Below are 22,457 nucleotides of genomic sequence, written 5' to 3'. Positions count from 1 at the left end.
AGCCCGGAGTGAGCATGGACCCGCGCCAGACCGCCCTCCGCCACCTCCGCGCCTGGGAGGAGGGCGACATCGCCGCGCTCACCGACCTCGTCGACGACTACCAGGACCCCGACCTGCCCGACCCGGTCAGCGGGGACGACCTGGCCGCGCACGCCCAGCGGGTCCTGGCCCGCTTCGCCGGCCCCCGCTTCACCGTCGACCGGGTCGTCGCCGACGGGACCAGCGCCCACGTCTCCTGGACGCTGCGCGCCGACCACCGCGCCGCCTACCTGGGGATGCCCGCCACCGGCGGGACCGCCCACGTCGCGGGCACCGACCTGCTCACAACCCAGGACGGACGCACCGAGGTGCGCCGCGCCTTCGACCGGATGGCCCTGGCCGCGTCCCTGGGCTACCAGCCCCGCTACGTCCCCTCCGCCGACACCGAACGGCAGTTCGGCATCAGCTCCCGAACCCTGCGCAACCCCACCGGCGAACCGGAGGCGCTGGTGCTGACCTGGGTCCAGGTCCGCGACGACGACGAATCCGCCGAGGTGGACCTGCTCAGCGCCGAGGTCATGAAGTCGATGCGCCCCGCCAGGGGGTTCCTCGGCGCGGCCACCTTCGACCTCGGGGACCGCCGCTTCACCCTCAGCGCCTTCGACCGCCCGGAATCGATCCGGGCGGTCCACGCCCGGCCCCACCAGCGGGCGATGCGCCGCTTCTTCCGCGGCGCCCGGTACGGCCGCGCGTTCACCAGCGTCTGGTCCCGCACCTCCACCCGCGACTACGCCCGGTGCGAGGGGTGCGGCGTCGTCGTCGCCGTGCACGACGCCGCCACCTGCGACTGCGGTCGGACACTGCCACCGGAACCCCTACTGTGACTGGAGCTCGCATGACCGTCTTCACCGCCGAACACCGGCTCGACGGCGACCGGTCCAGGACACCGGTCGCGTTCATGTCCGCCCTCTTCGCCGGCGGCTGGATCTGGGAGCACCCCTTCCAGAACCTGGCCGCCGCCGGCTGGCCGGTGCTGCGCACCCAGGAACCGATCTGCGCCCTCGACCGCACCGTGGCCGGGTCGATGGAACGGCTCGGCGACGCCTTCCTGGAGTCCTGCGCCGACGCCGGGTTCGACGAGGTGGTGGTGTGCGCCAACTCGATGGGCGGCCTGGTCGCCATCGACCTCGCCGGGCGGTACCCCGAACGGGTCCGCGCCATCGTCGTCAGCGGCGCCCCCGGTTTGAGCGCCGACCCCGACGTCGGCCTGAGCGTCGACCGCCGCGCCAGCGTGCGACTCGACAGCGACGACTTCCGGGAGCGGATGCTGGCCGCGCTGTTCCACCGGGGCCGCTACTTCAGCGAGGAACAACTGGAACGCACCGCGGAACTCCTGCGGCGGCCGAGCTCGATGGTCAGCATGGCCCGCAGCCTGAAGGCGACCCGCCGCTACTCCATCGGCGCCGCCCTCGACAAGGTCACCTGCCCCTCGCTGTACGTGTGGGGCCGCTTCGACCGGATGACCCCGATCGAACCCTGGCGCGAGCTCGTCGCTCACCGGCCGCACACCGAGTTCGTGGCCGTCGACGACTGCGGACACATCCCCATGATCGAGAAGGCCGAGGAGTACACCACCAGGCTCGAACGGTTCCTCACCGGGACCGCCCTCCCCACCCGCTGAGCGAACGACGGGAGGGCGACCGGAATGGCCAGCGAGGACGGCACGAGCCTCCCGGCAGCGGCGCGGACGGCACGCCGGAGCACCCCGAACCGGCGCCACCGAACCCGGCGTCACGCCCCGGGCGCTGCCCGCCCACTCCACCCTCGCGACCCCGAAAGCGCCTTGATCATCACGATAGGGTGGCAGGCGTCCAGGACACCCCAACCCGTCCGCCTCGGTCGCTCCTCGCGGAACACCGGTGTCCACCCCCGGACCACCCGCGCGTCCCGCCTCCCGCGTTCCCCCAAGCCCGCCCCCGTCCGCCGCCGGATCCGGCGGCCCGCACCCCACGACCGCGCGTCACGCCACCAGACCGCACCGGTCCCGTGGCCGTGGTCTCCCCACCACCACAGGAAAGGAGCCGCGTGATGTCCCTCGCGCCAGCGCCGCAGGACGTGCTCGTCGCCCCGGGCCAGTCCATCCAGGAAGCGCTCGACGCCGCCGGCCCCGGCGTCACCATCCGCCTGGAGGCCGGCACCTACGCCGAGCACCTCTGGATCAGGCACGGCGGCGTGACCCTCGTGGGCGCCGGACCCGGTCGGACCGTGCTGCGCCCCGGCGGCGAACCCACCGCGTCGATCCCCCAGCTCACCGACGCGCCGGAGGGTGCGGTCAGCGGGATCAGCGTCCACGGCACCGGTGAACCGGTCGAGGGCGTCACCCTGCGCGGCATCACCATCACCGGATTCCCCGGGGCCGGCGTCCACGCCCACTCCGCCACCGACCTCACCGTGGAGGACGTGGCCGTCGAGGACAACGCGGTCTGGGGCATCTACCTCCGCGAGTCCGAGCGCCTCACCGTCCGGCGCTGCCAGGCGTCGGGCAGCCAGTACGGCGGCGTCGCCCTCAGCTTCTGCTCCGGCGACACCTCCCTGATCACCGACACCGAAACCCACACCAACGGGTTCGGTCTCTTCGTCGACAACTCCTCCCACGCCCGGCTGGTCGGCAACCGGGCACACGGCAACGCCGCTGGCGTCATGCTGCTCAACCAGACCTACCCGGGGGAGCCGCCGGGCGGCGTCCGGGACTGCCTGGTCATCGACAACGACATCCACGCCAACAACCTGGCCGCAGGCGGCGGGGACCCCGAGGTGCTCGCCCCGGCAGGACCGCCGATCTCCGGTGTCGGCGTCGCCGTCATCGGCACCACCCGCGTCGCCCTGGTCCACAACCGGATCAGCGGGCACCGGCCCAGCGGGTTCTCCGTGATGGGCGGCGCCGTCACCCTCGCCTCCTCGAAGGAGTGGGGCGGCGCCGACCCGGTGGACAACACGGTGCTGGGCAACGAGATCACCGACAACGAACCCCACGACCTCCAGGTCGGCAGCGACCTGGACCGGCAGCTGTTCCGGGGCAACCTCGCCCCGGTCACCGACCCGGCCGGGATCGACGGCTGCGCGGGGGAGGCCGGTCAGTGACGGACGCCCTGGTCTGCCAGGACCTGACCAAACGGTTCGGGCGCCACCTCGCCGTCGACTCGATCAGCTTCACCATCGAACGCGGCGAGGCCTACGGCCTGCTCGGCCCCAACGGGGCCGGGAAGACCACCACCATCTCCATGCTCTCCGGGCTGCTGCGCCCCGACGCCGGCAGCGTCCACATCGCCGGCCACGCCCTCGCCCAGGGCCCGAGGGCCGCCAAAGCCCGGATCGGGTACGTGCCGCAGGAGATCGCCCTCTACCCGGAACTGACCGGACGGGAGAACCTGCGCTACTTCGGACGCCTCTACGGCCTGCCCCGCCGCACCCTCCAGAACCGCATCGCGGAGGTCCTCGACCTGGTCGGCCTCACCGACCGCGCCGACGACAAGGTGGGCGACTACTCGGGCGGCATGAAGCGGCGCATCAACATCGGCGCCGCCCTGCTCCACGAACCCACCCTCCTCGTCCTCGACGAGCCCACCGTCGGCGTCGACCCGCAGAGCCGCAACGCCATCCTCGAGGGGGTCGACCAGCTGGTCGCCGCCGGCATGAGCCTGCTCTACACCTCCCACTACATGGAGGAGGTGGAACGGGTGTGCAAGCGGGTCGGCATCATCGACAAGGGCCGGCTCGTGGCCGAGGGCACGAAACGGGAACTGGTCTCCCGGCTGGGCACCTCCGACCGGGTCGAACTGGTGCTCGACGGGGACATCACCGCCGCCGCCGAGAAGCTCCGGGCCGTCGACAGGGTCACCGAGGCCGTGCCCACCGGCACGTCCAGCGTCCGCCTGCTCGCCGAGGGCAGCAGGCACCTGCTGCCCTCCTTCATCGCCGCCGTCGAGGGGGTGGCCACCATCACCGGGGTCGAGATCACCGAACCCGACCTCGAGGCTGCCTTCCTGCACCTGACCGGCAGCACACTCCGGGACTGAACGGGACATGCTCAGAGCACTTCTCGTGGTGAGCGGCCACGAACTCCGCTCCCGACTCCGCGACGGAACGGCCCTGTTGATCGCCCTGGTCGCCCCGGTCGCCCTGGCCTCCCTGTTCGGCCTCGCGCTCGGCGGTGAGGACCCGCCGCTGCGCGCGTCGATCGGCATCGTCGACCTCGACGGCGGCGACTTCCCCACCAGCGTGCGGCGCGAGGCGCTGGCCACCGAGGAACTCCAGGACGTCCTCACGCTGCGCGACTACGCCGACGAGGAGCAGGCCGGCGCGGCCGTCGACGACGGCGAGATCGGCGCGGCGATCGTCTTCCCCCCGGGCTTCAGCGACAGCGTGGGCGCGGGTGAGGGCGGCGAGGTCACCGTGCTCACCTCCGACTCCACACCGCTGGCAGGGGTGATCGCCAACAGCATGGTGGACCAGATCTCCGCGCTGGTCGAGGCCAGGACCCTGGCCGTGCGCGCCTCCCTGGACGCCGGCGTACCGGCCGACGAGGTGCGGCTCTTCGTCGAGGAGAACGGCGCGGCCGGGCCCACCCTGACCCTCGACGCCGACCCGATGGCCGGCGGCAAGGTCGACGTCGCCGTCCACTACGCCTCGGGCATGGCGGTGCTCTTCGCCTACCTGGTGGTCGCGACCTCGACCCGCAGCCTGCTCACCGACCGGCAACTGGGCACCCTCAGCCGGCTGCGGGTCGCGCCGGTCCCCCAGTGGACACCCGTCGTCGGCAAGGGGATCGTCGGGTTCCTGCTCGCCATGACCAGCGTCTGCGTCACCTGGGCCTCCTCGGTGCTGTTCTTCGGGTTGAGCTGGGGCGACCCGCTGGCCGTGCTGGTGCTGTGCGGGGCGCACGTGCTCGCCGCCACCGCGATCACCATGCTCGTCGCCAGCAACGCCAGGACCGACGCCCAGGCCGACGGGTACAACCTGGGAATCGCCTTCGTCTCCGGAATCCTGGGCGGCAGCCTCGTCCCCCTCTACAACCTGCCGGAGTTCCTCCAGACCCTCGCCCTGTTCACCCCCAACGGGTGGACGTCGACCGGCCTGGCCAGTCTCGCCGCCGGCGGTGACCTCGGTTCCGTCGTCGGTCCGATCGGCGTGGTCTGCCTGATCGCGGTCGTCGCCGGGGGCCTGGCCGCCCTCCGATTCCGGAAAGGACTCCTCGGATGAGCCCGACTCGGCGGCGGCCCCGACCGATCCTGGCCCTGGTGGTGGCCAACCTGCGACGCCAGGCCCGGGACCGCACCGGCCTGTTCTTCATGGTCGTCATGCCCTTCGTGACCATCGCCTTCGTCGGTCTCGCCCTCGGCGGCGGTTCGGGCGGGGAGACCCGGCTCCCGGTGGGGGTGGTCGCCGGGAACGACGACCCGATCGCGGCGGCCGTGCTGGAGGAGCTGGAGGCCAGCCCGGACCTCGACGTGGAACGCCGGGACTCCGAGGAGGAGGTGCGGGCCGGCGTGCGGGAGGGACGCCTGGCCGTGGGCCTGCTCATCACACCGGGCTCCACCGAGCTGGAACTGGTGATGACCCAGACCAACGGCACCGGCATGGCCGCCCGCAGCGCGGTCGACGTCGCCGTGGGCCGGGTCTCGGCCGTCCTGGAGGCCACCCGCGCCGCCGAGGCGGCCGGGGCCACCCCCGAAGAGGCGGCGGCGTCCGTGCGGGCCGCCCGGGAGGACTCGGCCGAGGTCGCCGTCCGCACCCGGGACGGCGGTGACCAGGGCTCCGATCCGCAGGGCTTCGCCTACACCGCCCCGGCGAACCTCGTGCTGTTCACCTTCATCAACTCGATGGCGGTGGCCGCGGCGCTGGTCGAGACCCGCCGGCTGGGGATGGTCCGCCGCTCACTGGCCGCCCCCGTCCGGCCGGGCACCGTGCTGGCGGGGGAGGCGTTGAGCCGGCTGGCGGTGGCGGTGGCGCAGGCCCTGCTCATCATCGTCGTCAGCGCCCTGATGTTCGACGTCTCCTGGGGAGACCCGCTGGGCGTCGCCGTGGTGGTGGGCGCCTTCTGCCTGGTGGCCACCGGGGCGGCCATGCTGGTCGGCAGCCTGGTCCGCTCCCCGTCCCAGGCTCCGGCGATCGGCCCGCCGGTCGGGATCGTGCTCGGCATGCTCGGCGGGTGCCTGTGGCCACGGGAGGTGGCGGGGGAGACCCTCACCACCATCGGCTACCTGTTCCCGCACGCCTGGGCCATGGACGGCCTGCTGACCCTCGCCCGTCCCGGTCAGGGCGCGGCCGAGGTGCTGGTGGAGGTGGCCGTGCTGTTGGGGATGGCGGCGGTGCTGCTGGTGGTCTCCCTGGTGGTGTTCCGCCGCCGGGCCATGACACTGCGCTGAACCGGTCGCTCCGGTCGGGGCGGCGCGCCCACCGCCCCGACCGGCGCCGGCGGAACCACCACCACGCCGTCCCGCCACCCGTGAGCACGGGGGTCGCCGCCTCTGGCGACCCCCAGAAGTCCTGACCGGTGTTCCGAGGGTGCCGCGAGGACGAGGGGGGAACGAGGTCGGCGGCACCCCCCGACGGTCGATCGCACCCACCGGCGCGTTGGTCCGGTCGCAGCCGTGCCGGGGGCGCGAACACCGGGAACGCTGGTGCTGCCGTCGCCGCCGGCCACATCGGCCACCCGGGCACCAGCACGGTCCGGCGAGCTCCCACCCACGACCGACCGTCCCGCCCGCCATCCGTCGGCCCGGGTATCGCGAGGACGGGGGCAGGGGTCCGCGCCGAGCCGTCGCCCTCAGGCCGCGACGCCCATCCGGTGGGCCATCCCCCTCGCCTCCCGTGCGGCGGGCTCGGCGAGCCGGCGGCCCAGAACGGATCGCACGGCCTCCCGCACCAGGGGGTTGTTCCTGGTCAGCTGCGGCGCGAGTTCCTCGGCGCGGCGAAGCACCCGGACCCCCTGCTCCCGGGTCCGGCCGGCCCTGAGCAGGGAACGGCCGTAGTCGGAGTAGAACTGCGCCTGTCGGCCCCGGTCGGGCAGCGTACCCGGGTCGACACCCTCGGCGAGCCGTTCCACCAGGGAGTGGTCCCCGAGTTCCGCCGCGATCGAGACCCGCCAGAACGCGACGTTGGTGCGGCCGAACCACAGGTAGCCGAATCGCCCGGCGTCGGAGGAGAGCCGGTTCGCCAACACCTCCGCCTCGTGGAGGTGGTCGGTGGCGCCCCGGGTGTCGGCCAGGGTCGCGTGCGCGAACGCCGCCGTCAGGTGCAGCTGCCCCGCCGCCTGCGCCACCCGGTGGTCGGACATCTCGTCCGCGAGCAGGTCCAGCCAGCGGCACGCCTGCCGGATCTGACGTTCCCGCCCCACCCCGCCGATCATGTGCGTGCGGACCCACAGGGCGTGGGCGGTGTGCTCGGGCCGGCCCAGGCGCTCGGCGACGCCCATGAGCCGGTCGGCCGCCACCCACGCCAGGGGGCGGACGCCGGTGTTCTTCGCGATGACCGCCGCCGCGTGGTAGCAGGCGGCCAGCGCGACCAGGGCGTCGGTGCGATGTGGCGAGGAGGCACGGCCGGCTGTCACGAGAAGTTCCTCGACGAGCCGGGGAAGCAGGTACCCCTGGGCCGCGTAGTCAGCGCGGGGCCGCAGGTCGGAGTTCAGCCGGCGCACGTCGGCCGCCACCTCGCCCCACGGCCGGACGGGCCGGTCCGGGACGTCACCGACGCGGTGGTCGGCCAGCACGGCGGCGAGGTCCTCGGTGGCCGCACGCGCCTCGGCGGCGACCGGGTCGGGTGCGGACCAGGCGAGCGGCCCGCTGATCTCGGACGGGGCGACCCGCAGGGCGGCGGCGAGGGCTTCCAGCGTGGACCGGCGCTCCACCGGACGCGTGCCGGTCTCGATGTGGGAGATGGAGGACTTGGTGAAACCGGACAGGTCGGCGAGGACCTGCTGCGACATCCCCCGGGCGTGGCGCAGCGCGCGAATCCGCCGCCCCAGGTGTTCCGTGCTGTCCATGATGGCCCTCCTCGGCGGCGGGACCGCCCCGACACCTCGCCCTGCCTGTCCCTGGCTTCCGGGCGGCACGTGCCTCGCCCTGGGGTGATCGCGCGGGGAAGTGGTTCCGTTGCTCAGTGTAGCGGTGGCGGGGGTGCCAGCGTGTGAACGGACGGGGCCCGCTCCGCTGTGGACAGGGGCTCGCAAGGCCCGGCCGCCGCCTGGCCGTGACCGGCCGCCGGAGCAGGGCCGGCACGCGCCGGCGGGGCCAGCGGTCGGCCCGACCCCCCAGCTCCGGCCGGCCCGTGCCCCTGCATCCTCGGGTCCCGGCTGGTCGGGCGACTCCCTCGCCCTGCCACCGCGAGCCGTACGGTCCCCACCCCGCGGGCGGCTGCGCACCTCGTCGACCTCGCACTCCCCGGGGCAACGGGGATTTCCGCGTGGGTGAGGGCACCACCGATTCGTCCTCACTCACCCGGACGGGCAGCCCGCATGGCCGGGCCGGGACTCACGGTTGGCGCTCAGCCGCGCTGCCCACCGCGACCGACCGTCCCCACCGCCGGTAGTGGCGCGCCCTCCCGGCTGTTCGCCGGGTGTCCCGCGCCCCCGGTACACGGCACCCGCCGTCCGGGGGCCGGCCGCGCGCGAGGGAGCTCCGGTTAGCATCGCCCGCCGTGAACACAGCAGGCGTGCTCCACGCCGAGATCGACGGCCAGCCCGCCACCGTCGACCAGCTCCTCCTGCCCGCCACCGTCAACTACGGTCACGTCACCACCATGCAGGTCCGCAACCGGCGCGTTCGAGGCCTGGCCGCCCACCTGGACCGGCTCGACACCGCCAACCGGGAACTCTTTGGCACCGGACTCGACGGCGACCTGGTCCGCCGACGTGTCCGCCACGCCCTGGCCGCCCGCCACGACGCCACCGTGCGCGTCAGCGCCTTCCAACCAGAGGACGCCCCCACGTCGTCCCTGCTGGTCACCGTCCGCCCACCCGCTGACCCACCGTCCGCTCCGCGACGCCTCCGCTCGGTCCGCTACCAACGCCCGCTGCCGCACCTCAAACACGTCGGCACCTTCGCCCAGCTCCACCACGGCCGCCAGGCCAGGCAGGACGGTTTCGACGACGCCCTGCTCGTCGGACAGGACGACCTGGTCACCGAGGGCACCGTCAGCAACATCGGGTTCCTCGACGGGCCGGAGGTCCGGTGGCCGCAGGCGCCCGCGCTCGCCGGCGTCACCGAAGGGCTGCTCGTCACGGGCCTGACCGCGCGGGGCGTGCCGCAACACCGCCGCCCGGTGCGCCTGGGGGACCTGCCCGGGCTGTCGGCGGCGTTCCTCACCAACTCGCGTGGCGTGAGCCCCGTCGGCCGGATCGACGACCACCACTTCCCCGTCGACGGGGAGCTGATGGGGACGTTGCACCACATCTACGCCTCGGTGCCCTGGGACCGGCTGTGAACGACCGGCCGCGCACCGGCGGCGCGCTCCCGCCCGGCGGCACCCCGCACCGGGCCGGCCGGCGACCCGCCGGCCGCCCCGGCGACTCAGCCGGCGGCTCGTCCGCCGGCCCGCCGGTACTCCCGAGGGCTCACGCCGCGTTCCCGGCGGAACGCCGTGCTCAACGCGAAGGCACTGCCGTAGCCGACCCGCCGCGCCACCGCCTCCAGCGTCGCCGTCGACCCGCGCAGCAGGTCAGCGGCCAGGCTCAGCCGCCAGTCGGTCAGGTAGGACATCGGTGGTTCCCCCACCAGCTCGGTGAACCGCCGCGCCAGCGTCGCCCGCGACACCCCCACCTCGGCCGCCAACGTGGCCACCGTCCAGTTCTCGTACGCCCGGTCGTGCAGCAGCCGCAGCGCCGGGCCGACCACCGGGTCCCCGGCCGCCGAGTACCACCCGGGGGCCGCCGAGCCGGGCTGGGTGAACCAGGCCCGGACCGAGGACACCACCACCAGGTCCAGCAACCGGTCCAGGAACACCTCCTGGCCCGGCTCGTCCCGCGTGACCTCCCGACCCAACAGCGAGACCAGCGACCCCTCACCCACCTCCGCCGGGACGACGGCCACGGCGGGGAGCGCCGCCAGCAACCGGCGGCTCACGGCCGCGTCCGCGTGGTAGGTGCCCGTCACCAGGACGGCCCCCTCCGCCGAACCCCCACCCCAGGACCGGACCCCCAGGCCCAGCCGTTCGCACAACTCCTCCCCAGCGACCGTGGTCGACCGGTCCCCGGGGTGGATGACGACCGTCGGCGGCAACTCCGGCGCACTGGCCACCCGGTACGGTTCGGGGCCCCGCACCAGGGCCACGCCCCCCGGCCGCAGCAGGGCGGCCTCCCCGGCCTCCGGAACCACCCACGCCTCGCCCCGCACCGGCGTCAACACCGTCAGCGGAGCCCGGTCCCGCACCAGCAGCGACCAGGGCGGGTCCAACACCGACCGCACCAGGAACGCGCCCCGCGCGCGAGCGCCGTGCAACAACCCGGTCAACGCGTCCACGACCCGAAGCCTAGACGCTCGATGAGGTGTTCGAGCCGCTCGACGATGGATCGTCTCACCGGCTCGGGGTTGGCTGTGGTCATGACACAGCACCACACGGCCGCCGGGGCCCCCGCCCTCCCCGGCGCCGCCACGACCGGACGGCGCGTCGTCCACCCGCTCCAGCCGGCGCCGGCCCGCCCGGCCACCCCGCCAGCCACCCCCTCCGGCCCGGCCCCGGTGGCGGTCACCGGGGGGCTCCGATGAGCCCGCTGGGCACCGGCGCCCTCCTCGCCGCCACCGTCACCGGCGGGCTCGTCGCCGGGCTGTTCACCGGATTCGCCTACGGGGTGATGCCGGCGCTGCGCCGCGTCGACGACGCGACCTTCGTGCGCGTGATGCGGCGGATCAACGAGGTCATCCCCAACCCGTGGTTCCTCCTGCCCTTCCTCGGCACCCCGGTCTGCGCCGCCGTCGCCGCCGCCACGCACCTCAACACCGAGGGGCAGACCGTCCTGCCCTGGCTGCTCGGCGGATTCGCCCTCAGCCTCACCACGGTCGTCGTCACCGGTGTCGTCAACGTGCCGTTGAACAACGCGCTCGCCGCGACCGGCGAATCGGCCACCGCCGCCCGTCGCGCGTTCGAACGCCGCTGGAACCGCGCCAACGTGCTGCGTTCGGTGACCGCCACCGCCGCCGTCGCCTGCCTGGCGTGGGGCCTCACCCTTGGCTGACCACCACCCGTCCCCCTGACCGGGAACCCGCCCCCACCCGGTCAGGGGGACGCGGGCACCGCCGGGTAGGGGACGAAGGTGCTGGTGTTCTCGTCCACGGTCAGCTGCCGGCCCACCGCCGGGAACGCCCGCTGCGGGCACGCCGGCCGGTCGCACACCTTGCACCCCATCCCGATCGGCGTCGCCGCCTCCAGGTCGTCCAGGTCCAGGCCCGTGGAGTACACCAACCGCCGCGCGTGCCGCAGCTCGCAGCCCAACCCCACCCCGAACATCTTCCCCGGACTGCCGAACCCGCCGATGTTGCGGCGCACCGTCCGCGCCACCCAGAAGTAGCTCTTGCCGTCCGGCAACGTCGCGATCTGCGTCAGGATCTTCCCCGGCGCGCTGAACGCCTCGTAGATGTTCCACAACGGACACGCCCCACCCACCCGGGAGAAGTGGAAACCCGCGGCCGACTGCCGTTTCGACATGTTGCCCGCCCGGTCCACCCGCACGAACGAGAACGGAACCCCCCGCGCCCTGGGGCGTTGCAAGGTCGACAACCGGTGGCACACCGTCTCGAACCCGACGCTGAAGTGGTCGCACAACCGCTCGATGTCGTACCGGAACTCCTCGGCCCGCCGCAGGAACGACCCGTAGGGCAGGATCAACGCCCCCGCGAAGTAGTTCGCCAACCCCACCCGCGCCAACGACCTCGCCGCCGACCCCGAGAACGCGTACGAGTCCGCCAACGCGCTGATCAGCCGGTCGTGCTCCAACAGGGCGATCTGCGAGGCCATCCGGAACGCCTGCTGACCGAACCGCAGCGTCGGCGCCAACCGCAGCACCCGGGCCGCCGGCTCGTACCGGTGCTGCTCACCGGCCGCCTCGTCGACCCCCTCACTGGTCACCCGGACCCCGTGCGTCCCGGACAACCGGTCCCGCAGCGCCGCCCGCACCTCCCCGCGCCGCAGGTCCAGGCCCACCGCCAACCGTTCGGCGCGTTCGTCCAGCTCGGCGACGTAGTTCTCCCGCTCGTAGAAGAAGTCCCGCACCTCCTCGTGCGGTAACGGCGCCGCCGCGCTCCCGTGCGACCCGGTGCCGTTCTCCGCCGTCAACGCCGCCGTGTTCTCCACCGCGCTCCGGTAACGGCGGTGCAACCGGACCAGCGCCCGCGCGATCGTCGGCAGGTTCGTCGCCAACTCGGTCAACTCGCCCGTCGACGCCTCGGCCCCCACCTCCTCGTCCAGCAACGCCTCCCGCACCTCGGCCACCAAACGCCCCGTGTCGTCGTTGGCGAAGAACTCCGCGTCCACCCCGAACGCCTCGGTGATCCGCAGCAACACCGGAACCGTCAACGGCCGCACGTTCCGTTCGATCTGGTTCAGGTAACTCGGCGAGATCTCCAACAGCCTCGCCAGGTTCACCTGACTCATCGACCTGCTCTCCCGCAGGTGACGCAGCTTCGCTCCGACGAAGGTCCTGTCCACGACGACCACCCCTCCCGACGCCGCTGGCGGGCCCGACCGCGACCGGGCGCGACCGGTCCAGCATAGGAAACGGGTCTTCGCCGAATTCGCGGAACAGCCGGGAGAAATTCGCGGAAATTGGCGGATTGGCAACCTTCCAGCGGTTATCCGTGGCGTGCCATCGTCGGGAAACCCCGCCGCACGATCGCGGACTTCGCAAATCGGAGGTGCCCGATGACCACGACCACGGATGACACCCGCACCCCGGGCCGGGAACGCACCGCCGCCCCCGACCCCGTCGACGCGGCGGACGCCCTGCGCCGCGAATGGGCCACCAACCCCCGCTGGCGCGGCGTCGAACGCTCCTACACCGCCGAGGACGTCCTCACCCTGCGTGGCAGCCTCGTCGAGGAACACACCCTGGCCCGGCGCGGGGCCGAGAAGCTGTGGCACCTGCTGGGCACCCAGGACTACGTGCACGCCCTCGGCGCGCTCACCGGCAACCAGGCCGTCCAACAGGTCCGCGCCGGACTGCGCGCCATCTACCTCTCCGGGTGGCAGGTCGCCGCCGACGCCAACCTCGCCGGCCAGACCTACCCCGACCAGAGCCTCTACCCGGTCAACTCGGTGCCCGCCGTCGTCCGCCGCATCAACAACGCCCTCGCCAGGGCCGACCAGATCTCCTGGGCCGAAGGCGACCGCGACGTCGACTGGTACGCGCCCATCGTCGCCGACGCCGAAGCCGGCTTCGGCGGGCCCCTCAACGCCTTCGAACTGATGCGCGCCATGATCGCCGCCGGCGCCGCCGGGGTGCACTGGGAGGACCAGCTCGCCTCGGAGAAGAAGTGCGGCCACCTCGGTGGCAAGGTCCTCGTCCCCATCCGCCAGCACGAACGCACCCTCAACGCCGCCCGCCTCGCCGCCGACGTCCTCGACGTCCCCACCGTCATCATCGCCCGCACCGACGCCCAGGCCGCGACCCTGCTCACCAGCGACGTCGACGAACGCGACCGCCGCTTCACCACCGGAGAACGCACCGGGGAGGGCTTCCACACCGTCCGCGCCGGCCTCGAACCCTGCATCGAACGCGGCCTCGCCTACGCCCGCCACGCCGACCTGCTGTGGATGGAGACCTCCGAACCCGACCTGGAGGTGGCCCGCGCCTTCGCCGAGGCCATCCACGACCGCTACCCCGACCAGCTCCTCGCCTACAACTGCTCACCCTCGTTCAACTGGCGCGCGCACCTCGACGAGGCCACCATCGCCCGATTCCAACGGGAACTGGGGCACATGGGCTACCGCTTCCAGTTCATCACCCTCGCCGGTTTCCACGCCCTGAACCACTCGATGTTCGACCTCGCCTCCCGGTACGCCACCACCGGCATGCCCGCCTACGTCGACCTCCAGGAACGCGAGTTCGCCGCCGAGGCGCACGGCTACACCGCGACCCGCCACCAACGCGAGGTCGGCACCGGCTGGTTCGACCGCGTCAGCACCGCCCTCAACCCCGACAGCTCCACCACCGCGCTGCGCGGCTCCACCGAGGAAGCCCAGTTCTGAGCCGAGGGAGGACGAGATGACGACCGCCACCCGACACACCCCGTTCCCCACCGCCGGACGCGTCGAGATCCACGGCCCGCTCCGCGACCGGTACGACGAGATCCTCACCCCCGAGGCCCTCGACTTCCTGGCGCTGCTGGACAACACCTTCGCCGCCGACCGACGAGCGCTGCTCGACCGCCGCCGCCACCGCCGCGCCCGCCTCACCGACGGCACCGAGACCCCCCACTTCCTGCCCGAAACCGCCGCCATCCGCGACGACCCCACCTGGCGCGTCCCCCCACCCCCACCCGGGCTCCTCGACCGCCGCGTCGAGATCACCGGACCCCCGGACCGGCGGATGACCGTCAACGCCCTCAACTCCGGCGCGAAGGTGTGGATGGCCGACTTCGAGGACGCCACCGCCCCCACCTGGGACAACATCATCGGCGGGCAACTCAACCTGCACGACGCCATCCGACGCCGCATCGACTTCACCACCGACACCGGACGCCGCTACCGGATCGCCGAGGACCCGGCCACCATCGTGCCCAGGCCCCGAGGCTGGCACCTCGTGGAGAAACACCTCCGCATCGACGGCCGACCCGTCTCGGCCAGCCTGGTCGACTTCGGCCTCCACGTCTTCCACAACGCGACCCGCCTCATCCAGGACGGCAGCGGCCCCTACCTCTACCTGCCCAAACTGGAGAACCACCGGGAAGCCCGCCTGTGGAACGAGGTGTTCCTGCTCGCCCAACGCGCCCTCGGCCTGCCCCCGGGCACGATCCGCGCCACCGTCCTCATCGAGACCATCACCGCCGCCTTCGAGATGGACGAGATCCTCCACGAACTCCGCGACCACGCCGCCGGGCTCAACGCCGGGCGCTGGGACTACCTGTTCAGCCTGATCAGAACCCTCGGCGGGCGCGGCGCCGACGTCGTCCTGCCCGACCGCGCCCGTCTCACCATGACCGTCCCCTTCATGCGGGCCTACACCGAACTGCTCGTCCGCACCTGCCACCGGCGCGGCGCCCACGCCATCGGCGGGATGGCCGCCGTGATCCCCAGCCGCGATCCGGACGCCAACCGAGAAGCCCTGGCCCAGGTCAGGCAGGACAAGGACCGGGAGGCCACCGACGGGTTCGACGGGTCCTGGGTCGCCCACCCCGCCCTGGTGCCGGTGTGCGGCGAGGCGTTCACCGCCGTCCTCGGCGACCGCCCCCACCAGCTCCACCGCACCCGCGACGACGTCCACGTCACCGCCGACCAACTCCTCGACCTCGGCGGCGCCGGCCGCGAGGTCACCCGGGAAGGCGTCCGCTCCAACGTCGGGGTGTGCCTGCGCTACCTCGACGCCTGGCTGCGCGGCAGCGGCGCGGTCGCCATCCACGGCCTCATGGAGGACGCGGCCACCGCCGAGATCGCCCGCGCCCAGCTGTGGCAGTGGATCCACACCGCGACGACGCTCACCGACGGCACGACCGTCACCCGCGACCTGGTCGGCGACGCGCTGCGCGCCGAACGGGACGTGATCCGCGCGGAGAACCCGGAGGCCACCCGGCTCGACGCGGCGGTGGACATCCTCACCGCGACCGCCCTCGGCCCGACTATGCCCGACTTCCTCACCCCCCACGCCTACGCCCACCACCTCACCACCCACCGCTGACCCTGCCCCCACCCAGCCCCGCGCCCACCACCGGCCGGGGGACCACCGCCCACCACGGCCGACCCGCCGGTGAACCCGCCCAGCCCAACCATCCCCAGCCCTCCCGGCACCGCCCACCGCGTTCCCCGACCCGACGGGGGCGGGCCGCCTCGGGTCGGGGCCCGACGAACGGGGCCGCCCACCCGTTCGCCGCCGCGCCCCAGCCGCCGCCGCGCGGCGGGCCCCGACCGCACCCACGCGGGAGCGTCCCCGACGCCCCCGCGTCCCGGCCCCGCCCTCCCCGTCCCCGAGGGCGGGGCCCGCCCACGCCATCCACCCGCTGACAGGCCGGCGAGGTACACACCAGCCCCGCCTCCCCACAGCTCCTCCAGCGGGCATCCCCGCCTCGCCGCCAGCGGACCCCGCACCGGCTCCGGCCGCGCCGGGACGGGCACGACGACCCACCCGACGCCCACCGCTCCCACCGGAACACCAGGTCGACCGCCGCCGCCCCCACCGCCGCCACCCGGGAAGTCGATGACGTCCACCAGGCGCACGGTCTCCCACACCCGGCCGCCGTCCGCGTCGCGTCAGCAGCCCCACCGACGTCGTCACCACCGCGGTGGGCAACCCGGGGCGAGGGCCGCCCACCCAGGCTCGCGGCCAGCACCGGCGCCCCCGGTCCTCGCGCCGCCGGGACCCGAACGGCGAGTGCACGACCCGCCACGGCCCCACCCGGCATCCCGCCGCCCCGGGGACAGCGGAGCGGCCCGCGCCAGGGCCGCCGTGGTTTCCCCACCACACCTCCGCTCCGCGTCGTACGGCCTCAGCGCGGCGCCGAACGGTGAACCCTCGTCGTGGTGACGCGACATCCCCGGATCGAGTGGATCGGGTGGTTCGTTCCCACACCGGGTGGCGGGCCTCTTCTACGGTCACACCGTCCGAGGGCACCGTGGTCGACACGGGCCCTGGGCGGGCCGACGCCGGCGCGGCCACCGTCGTCCGGCCGGGTCGGCCCCCGAACCGGAGCCGATGCGCTCCCGCCCTCCGGCCCAGCCGGAGCGGAGGACACACCGGGACCGCCGGCGACCGACACACCAACCGATGCCGCACGTCGCGACGAAGGGCTGCCCGTGGCGATCACCGCCCTCGACCACCACGAGACCGGATACCGGCTGGAGCACGCGTACTGGCTGGCCAGAGCCGCGAAACTCGCCTACTCCGACGAGAGCGCGATCCGCGAGGCCGTGGGGGAGTGGGGCTTCGACCGGTTCCGCTTCCTGGAGGGCACGCCGGTGACGCCCCTCCCCATCGACCACACCCAGGCCTTCGTCGCCGCGTCCGACTCCATGATCATCGTCGCGTTCCGGGGCACCGAACCCACCCAGATCCGCGACTGGCTCACCGACGCCAACGCACCGGCCGGCCCGGGCCCCGACCGCCGTGGCCTGGTCCACCTGGGCTTCAGCCAGGCCCTCGCCTCGGTGCACCCGGCGCTGCTGGCCACCCTGGAGGAGTTCCGGGACAACGACCAGACCCTGTGGTTCACCGGGCACAGCCTCGGTGGCGCCTTGGCGCAGCTCGCCGCGGCCTGGCTCTACTTCGAGGACCCCAACCTGCTGGCTGACGGCATCTACACCTTCGGGCAACCCCGCACCTGCGACCGCGAACTGGCCACCGCCTACGACGGTGCCATCCGGGCCAGGACGCACCGCTTCGTCAACAACAACGACGTCGTCCCCGAACTACCGCCGGAGCCCTTCTACCGCCACGTCGAACGGGTGCGGTACTTCGACTCGCAGGGCCGGCTCCAGGAACGGACCACGCTGCTCGGCGGGGCCGTCGACCGGCTCCGAGGGCACACCGCCGACCCGCTCTCCCCGGGCGCGGACGCGCTGCGCGACCACCCGATCAACCGCTACCTGGAGTGCCTCGAGAAGAACCTCCCCTGAGTCCGGCGGACCCGGGCGGACGGACGACGCGGAGGCGGACGGCAGGGGACCTGTCGGGGGAGACCGCCCGCCTCCGCGGTCGTCATGCACCAGGAGCCCGCCCGCGCCCGTCAGGACGCGAGGGTGTCCAACACGGCCTGCCCGTACTTCGCGAGCTTGTTCTCGCCCACCCCGCTGACCCCGCCCAACTCGGCGAGCGTCGACGGTGAGTCGGCCGCGATCTGCCGCAACGTCGCGTCGTGGAAGATCACGTACGCGGGCACGCCCTGTTCCTTCGCGGTGGCCGCCCGCCACGCCCGCAACCGCTCGAACACCGGCACCGCCTCCGCCGGCAGGTCGACCGGGGCGCTCCCCGACCGCTTCACCGGCCGCGTCGACCCGCCCGCCGCCCGCCGCGCCGCGTCGCGTCGCAACGGAACCTCCCGTTCCCGCCGCAACACCGCACCGCTGGCCTCGGTCAGCACCAACACCCCGTGCTCACCCTGGACGGCCAGCAACCCCTGCGCCAACAACTGCCGGGTCACCGCCCGCCACTCCGCCTCCGACAGCTCGGTGCCGATCCCGAACACCGACAGCGTGTCGTGGTCGTGCTGGATGACCTTCGCCGTCTTCCGCCCCAACAGGATGTCGACCACCTGACCGGCGCCGAACCGCTGCCGCCGTTCCCGGTGCAACCGTGACACCGTCGACAGCAGCTTCTGCGCGGCCACCGTGCCGTCCCACGTCTCCGGCGGGCTCAGGCAGGTGTCGCAGTTCCCGCACGGCTCACCGTGCTGCCCGAAGTAGGCGAGCAGCCGCACCCGCCGGCACTCCACCGTCTCGCACAACGCCAGCATCGCGTCGAGGTGCGCCACCAGACGGGCCCGGTGCTGGTCGTCGCCCTCCGACCCGTCGATGAGCCGCCGCTGCTGCACCACGTCCGGCAGGCCGTAGGCCAACCAGGCGGTGGACGGCAGCCCGTCCCGCCCGGCCCGCCCGGTCTCCTGGTAGTAGCCCTCCACCGACTTCGGCAGGTCCAGGTGCGCCACGAACCGCACGTCGGGCTTGTCGATGCCCATCCCGAACGCGATCGTGGCCACCACCACCAACCCGTCCTCCCGCAGGAACCGCGCCTGGTTCTCCGCCCTGGTCCGACCGTCCAGCCCCGCGTGGTAGGGCACGGCGGGGATGTCGTTGGCCACGAGGAACTCGGCGGTGCGTTCGACCGAGGACCGGGACAGGCAGTAGACGATGCCCGCCTCACCGGCGTGCTCGGTGCGCAACAACTGGAGCAACTGCCGCTTCGGGTCGTTCTTCGGCACGATCCGGTACTGGATGTTCGGCCGGTCGAAACTCGCGACGAACTGCCGCGCCCCACCCAGGTCCAACCGGGACACGATCTCCGCCCTGGTCGCCTCGGTGGCCGTCGCCGTCAACGCGATCCGGGGCACCTCCGGCCACCGCTCGTGCAGGTGGGAGAGCAACAGGTAGTCCGGGCGGAAGTCGTGGCCCCACTGCGCGACGCAGTGCGCCTCGTCGATCGCGAACAGCGAGATCGTGCCCCGGTCCAGCAACCGCACGGTCGACTCCAGCCGCAACCGCTCCGGCGCCAGGTAGAGCACGTCGATCCGCCCGTCGACGAAGGCCTCCTCCACCCGCTCCCGTTCCTCGGGCTCCTGGGTGGAGTTCAGGAAACCGGCGCGGACCCCCAACGCGGTCAACGCGTCCACCTGGTCCTGCATCAGCGCGATCAACGGGGACACCACCACACCCACGCCGTCCCTGACCAACGACGGGATCTGGTAGCACAGCGACTTCCCACCGCCGGTGGGCATCAACACCAGCGCGTCACCGCCGTCGACCACGTGGTCGACGATCTCCCGCTGCCCGTCCCGGAACGAGTCGTACCCGAAGACCCTGCGCAGCACCTCCAGTGCGTCCCGGGTGTCCTGACCGGTGTCGGTGGCAGCCATCCCGCGATTCTAGGGCCAGCCCCGGACACCCCCCGACCACGGTCGCCAGGCCGTCACCGCAGGTCAGAGTGGTTCCGCTCGTCACCATGAGGCCTCGGGCACCCGGCGGTCGCCCCGCCCGGGCCGCCCGGTGGCGGCGCCGCCCCGCCTCGCCCGTGCCCGCCCCGGTGCACCGGTCGACCCCGACGCCGCCAGCCCGAGGCCGGTGGTTTCGCCGATGCGCCCCGCCACGACCCGCCCGAACAATCGACGCACCCCCCGACCACCCGGGCCGAGGCCCCGGCGAGGCGGAGGCGTTCCCACTCCCGCCACCAGCCCACCCCGGCGGGCACAGCACCGCCCACGCCCCGTCGCCTCACGCCGCCCCCACCGAGAAGAGGAGCACAACGCCGTGCGTTCCACACTCTCCCGTCCCACCCCGCCCCGCTCCCGGTTACGCCGCGCCCTCACCAGCGCGGTCCTCACCCTCGGGCTCGTCGCCGGCAGCCTCGCCGCCGCCCCGGCCGCCTCCGGCCAGGAGAACCCCTACGAACGGGGCCCGGCCCCGACCGAACGGAGCATCGAAGCCCTCCGCGGTCCCTTCTCCACCAGCAGCACCAACGTCCCCCGGCTCGCCGCCAGCGGCTTCGGCGGCGGCACCATCTACTACCCGACCAGCACCGCGGAGGGCACCTTCGGCGCCGTCGCCATCTCCCCCGGCTACACCGCCCTGGAATCCTCCATCTCCTGGCTGGGCCACCGGCTGGCCTCCCAGGGCTTCATCGTCTTCACCATCGACACCATCACCACCCTCGACCAGCCCGCCAGCCGGGGCCGCCAGCTGCTCGCCGCCCTCGACCACCTCGTCGACCACCGCTCGGTCCGCGACCGCATCGACCCCACCCGCCTCGGCGTCATCGGCCACTCGATGGGCGGCGGCGGAACCCTCGAAGCCGCCAGCAACCGCCCCAGCCTCAAGGCCGCCGTCCCGCTCACCGGCTGGCACCTGAGCAAGAACTGGTCCGACGTCCAGGTCCCCACCCTCGTCGTCGGCGCCGAGAACGACTCCATCGCCTCGGTGACCCTGCACTCCAAGCCCTTCTACAACAGCCTCCCGTCCACCCTGAACAAGGCCTACCTGGAACTCGCCGGGGCCAGCCACTTCGCGCCCAACATCTCCAACACCACCATCGCCAAGTACACGATCTCCTGGCTCAAGCGGTTCATCGACGACGACACCCGCTACGAGCAGTTCCTCTGCCCGGCGCCCTCCGGTGACCGCGACATCTCCGAGTACCGGGACACCTGCCCCCACAGCTGACCGAACACCCCCGCACCACCTCCGGGTGGGGCCGTCACCGACGGCCCCACCCGGCCGTGCGCCACCCGCCGCCGAAAGACGCGCCCGCCGGTCGAGCCCGCCCAGCCCGACCCCACCCGGGCGGCCCCACCCGGAGCCACGCCCGCTGTACACCCGCCCAACCGCACTCCGACATCACTGTCATTCCGTCCATTTACCCCGACAACCACGCCGGCTAATTTGTGAGAACCACGGCCGCCACCCGAACGTCGCGGGGAGAACCATGGATCTCAGCCTCACCCCGGAACACGCTGACCTGCGACAACTCGCGCGCAATTTCGCGGACGACGAGATCGCCCCCCACGCCGCGGAATGGGACCGCCGAGAGTCGCTCGACCTCGACCTCATTCCCAGAATGGGCGAACTCGGATTCCTCGGGCTCACCATTCCCGAGGAGCACGGCGGCAGCGGCGGCGACCACCTCGCCTACTACCTGGTCCTGGAGGAACTCGGCCGCGCCGACTCGTCCGTCCGCGGCGTCGTCTCCGTCTCCCTCGGACTCGTCGCCGCCACCATCGCCCGGCACGGCACCCCCGAACAGCACCAGCGCTGGCTACCCGCACTGTGCTCCGGCCGGGCACTCGGCTGCTTCGCCCTCACCGAACCCGGCACCGGCTCCGACGCCGGCGCCCTGACCACCCGCGCCGTCCGCGACGGCGACGACTGGCTCATCACCGGCGCGAAGACGTTCATCACCAACGGAACCTGGGCCGACGTCGCCCTCCTCCTCGCCAGGACCTCCGACGACGGCAGCCGGGGCATCACCGCGTTCCTCGTCCCCACCGCCAGCGCCGGCTTCCACCGCCGCGAGATCAACGACAAACTCGGACTCCGCGCCCAGGCCACCGCCGAACTCCACCTCGACGGCGTCCGAGTCCCCGACACGGCCCGGCTCGGCGAGGTCGGACGCGGATTCCCCCTCGCCATGTCCGCCCTCGGCAAGGGCCGGGTGTCCGTGGCCGCCGGCTGCGTCGGCATCGCCCAGGCCAGCCTGGACGCCGCCCTCCGCTACGCCGGGGAACGCCACCAGTTCGGCAAGGCCATCGCCGGCCACCAACTCGTCCAACGGCTCCTCGCCACCACCGCCGTGGACACGGCCGCCGCCCGACTCCTCGTCTGGCAGGCCGCCGACCTCCTCGACCGGGGCCAACCCCACGAGACGGCCGCGTCCATGGCGAAACTCTTCGCCAGCGAAGCCGCCGTCCGCGCCGCCGACAACGCCGTCCAGGTCTTCGGCGGGTACGGCTACGTCGACGAGTACCCCGTCAGCCGCTACCTGCGCGACGCCAGGGTCACCACCCTCTACGAGGGAACCAGCCAGATCCAGCAACTCGTCATCGGCCGGTCCCTCACCGGCGTCGCCGCCTTCAGCTGAC

The 22,457-nt window shown here is 73.2% G+C and carries 17 protein-coding genes; 13 read left to right on the top strand and 4 right to left on the bottom strand.

Features of this window, described 5'->3' with window-relative positions; genetic code table 11:
- The first annotated feature begins 14 nt into the window (after positions 1–14).
- From C1701_RS01490 to C1701_RS01465, 6 genes are all read left to right on the top strand, one after another.
- On the top strand, positions 15–863 hold the full coding sequence (locus C1701_RS01490; protein WP_016700945.1) for an ester cyclase: 849 nt from the start codon (positions 15–17) through the stop codon (positions 861–863).
- An 11-nt stretch (positions 864–874) separates the two neighbouring features.
- Positions 875–1,660: an alpha/beta fold hydrolase gene (locus C1701_RS01485; protein WP_103055379.1), complete on the top strand. Its 786-nt coding sequence runs from the start codon at positions 875–877 to the stop codon at positions 1,658–1,660.
- A gap of 407 nt (positions 1,661–2,067) precedes the next feature.
- Complete coding sequence (locus C1701_RS01480; protein WP_016698897.1) at positions 2,068–3,120, top strand: right-handed parallel beta-helix repeat-containing protein; 1,053 nt, start codon at positions 2,068–2,070, stop codon at positions 3,118–3,120.
- Positions 3,117–4,055, top strand: a complete 939-nt coding sequence (locus tag C1701_RS01475) for an ABC transporter ATP-binding protein (protein ID WP_103055378.1) — start codon at positions 3,117–3,119, stop codon at positions 4,053–4,055. Before C1701_RS01480 ends, C1701_RS01475 begins: the two co-directional genes overlap by 4 nt.
- A gap of 7 nt (positions 4,056–4,062) precedes the next feature.
- Positions 4,063–5,238, top strand: coding sequence for an ABC transporter permease (locus C1701_RS01470; protein WP_039786877.1), 1,176 nt, complete (start codon positions 4,063–4,065; stop codon positions 5,236–5,238).
- Positions 5,235–6,404: an ABC transporter permease gene (locus tag C1701_RS01465; RefSeq protein ID WP_016698894.1), complete on the top strand. Its 1,170-nt coding sequence runs from the start codon at positions 5,235–5,237 to the stop codon at positions 6,402–6,404. The genes C1701_RS01470 and C1701_RS01465 overlap by 4 nt, the downstream gene beginning before the upstream one ends.
- Positions 6,405–6,805: 401 nt before the next feature.
- Here the strand turns inward: C1701_RS01465 and C1701_RS01460 are convergent, their stop codons facing one another.
- Positions 6,806–8,020 (bottom strand): helix-turn-helix domain-containing protein, encoded by a 1,215-nt coding sequence (locus tag C1701_RS01460; RefSeq protein ID WP_016698893.1) that lies wholly within the window; start codon positions 8,018–8,020, stop codon positions 6,806–6,808.
- 653 nt (positions 8,021–8,673) lie between these two features.
- Here C1701_RS01460 and C1701_RS01455 point away from each other — a divergent pair.
- Positions 8,674–9,459, top strand: a complete 786-nt coding sequence (locus C1701_RS01455) for an aminotransferase class IV family protein (protein WP_337662067.1) — start codon at positions 8,674–8,676, stop codon at positions 9,457–9,459.
- Between the two features lie 86 nt (positions 9,460–9,545).
- On the opposite strand, the gene C1701_RS01450 is transcribed toward C1701_RS01455, so the two are convergent.
- On the bottom strand, positions 9,546–10,493 hold the full coding sequence (locus C1701_RS01450; protein WP_103055376.1) for an AraC family transcriptional regulator: 948 nt from the start codon (positions 10,491–10,493) through the stop codon (positions 9,546–9,548).
- A 242-nt stretch (positions 10,494–10,735) separates the two neighbouring features.
- Between C1701_RS01450 and C1701_RS01440 the strand changes: the two genes are divergently transcribed.
- A complete protein-coding gene (locus C1701_RS01440; RefSeq protein WP_103055374.1) occupies positions 10,736–11,206 on the top strand; it encodes an anthrone oxygenase family protein in 471 nt (156 codons plus the stop codon).
- 41 nt (positions 11,207–11,247) lie between these two features.
- On the opposite strand, the gene C1701_RS01435 is transcribed toward C1701_RS01440, so the two are convergent.
- Positions 11,248–12,675 (bottom strand): short-chain fatty acyl-CoA regulator family protein, encoded by a 1,428-nt coding sequence (locus C1701_RS01435; protein WP_030106617.1) that lies wholly within the window; start codon positions 12,673–12,675, stop codon positions 11,248–11,250.
- Positions 12,676–12,888: 213 nt separating this feature from the next.
- Between C1701_RS01435 and aceA the strand changes: the two genes are divergently transcribed.
- From aceA to C1701_RS01415, 3 genes are all read left to right on the top strand, one after another.
- Positions 12,889–14,214, top strand: coding sequence for an isocitrate lyase (gene aceA, locus C1701_RS01430; protein WP_337662066.1), 1,326 nt, complete (start codon positions 12,889–12,891; stop codon positions 14,212–14,214).
- A gap of 16 nt (positions 14,215–14,230) precedes the next feature.
- Complete coding sequence (gene aceB, locus C1701_RS01425; protein WP_103055373.1) at positions 14,231–15,859, top strand: malate synthase A; 1,629 nt, start codon at positions 14,231–14,233, stop codon at positions 15,857–15,859.
- A gap of 1,112 nt (positions 15,860–16,971) precedes the next feature.
- On the top strand, positions 16,972–17,790 hold the full coding sequence (locus C1701_RS01415) for a lipase family protein (protein WP_103055371.1): 819 nt from the start codon (positions 16,972–16,974) through the stop codon (positions 17,788–17,790).
- A gap of 110 nt (positions 17,791–17,900) precedes the next feature.
- On the opposite strand, the gene recQ is transcribed toward C1701_RS01415, so the two are convergent.
- Complete coding sequence (gene recQ / locus C1701_RS01410) at positions 17,901–19,742, bottom strand: DNA helicase RecQ (RefSeq protein ID WP_103055370.1); 1,842 nt, start codon at positions 19,740–19,742, stop codon at positions 17,901–17,903.
- A 391-nt stretch (positions 19,743–20,133) separates the two neighbouring features.
- Between recQ and bdeA the strand changes: the two genes are divergently transcribed.
- Positions 20,134–21,042, top strand: coding sequence for a bis(hydroxyethyl) terephthalate hydrolase (bdeA, locus tag C1701_RS01405; protein ID WP_103055369.1), 909 nt, complete (start codon positions 20,134–20,136; stop codon positions 21,040–21,042).
- 262 nt (positions 21,043–21,304) lie between these two features.
- Positions 21,305–22,456 (top strand): acyl-CoA dehydrogenase family protein, encoded by a 1,152-nt coding sequence (locus C1701_RS01400; RefSeq protein ID WP_103055368.1) that lies wholly within the window; start codon positions 21,305–21,307, stop codon positions 22,454–22,456.
- Position 22,457 lies beyond the last annotated feature (1 nt).

This window comes from Actinoalloteichus sp. AHMU CJ021 (assembly GCF_002895405.1).
Lineage (GTDB): Bacteria > Actinomycetota > Actinomycetes > Mycobacteriales > Pseudonocardiaceae > Actinoalloteichus_B > Actinoalloteichus_B caeruleus.
This window is presented reverse-complemented; position numbering and strand designations above follow the sequence as displayed.

Excerpts from the sequence above, each read along its gene's own strand:
- C1701_RS01465 (WP_016698894.1), top strand. The coding sequence starts at position 5,235 with ATGAGCCCGACTCGGCGGCGGCCCCGACCGATCCTGGCCCTGGTGGTG.
- C1701_RS01490 (WP_016700945.1), top strand. The coding sequence starts at position 15 with ATGGACCCGCGCCAGACCGCCCTCCGCCACCTCCGCGCCTGGGAGGAG.
- C1701_RS01470 (WP_039786877.1), top strand. The coding sequence starts at position 4,063 with ATGCTCAGAGCACTTCTCGTGGTGAGCGGCCACGAACTCCGCTCCCGA.
- C1701_RS01480 (WP_016698897.1), top strand. The coding sequence starts at position 2,068 with ATGTCCCTCGCGCCAGCGCCGCAGGACGTGCTCGTCGCCCCGGGCCAG.
- C1701_RS01485 (WP_103055379.1), top strand. The coding sequence starts at position 875 with ATGACCGTCTTCACCGCCGAACACCGGCTCGACGGCGACCGGTCCAGG.
- C1701_RS01460 (WP_016698893.1), bottom strand. The coding sequence starts at position 8,020 with ATGGACAGCACGGAACACCTGGGGCGGCGGATTCGCGCGCTGCGCCAC.
- aceA (WP_337662066.1), top strand. The coding sequence starts at position 12,889 with ATGACCACGACCACGGATGACACCCGCACCCCGGGCCGGGAACGCACC.
- C1701_RS01400 (WP_103055368.1), top strand. The coding sequence starts at position 21,305 with ATGGATCTCAGCCTCACCCCGGAACACGCTGACCTGCGACAACTCGCG.
- aceB (WP_103055373.1), top strand. The coding sequence starts at position 14,231 with ATGACGACCGCCACCCGACACACCCCGTTCCCCACCGCCGGACGCGTC.
- recQ (WP_103055370.1), bottom strand. The coding sequence starts at position 19,742 with ATGGCTGCCACCGACACCGGTCAGGACACCCGGGACGCACTGGAGGTG.
- C1701_RS01440 (WP_103055374.1), top strand. The coding sequence starts at position 10,736 with ATGAGCCCGCTGGGCACCGGCGCCCTCCTCGCCGCCACCGTCACCGGC.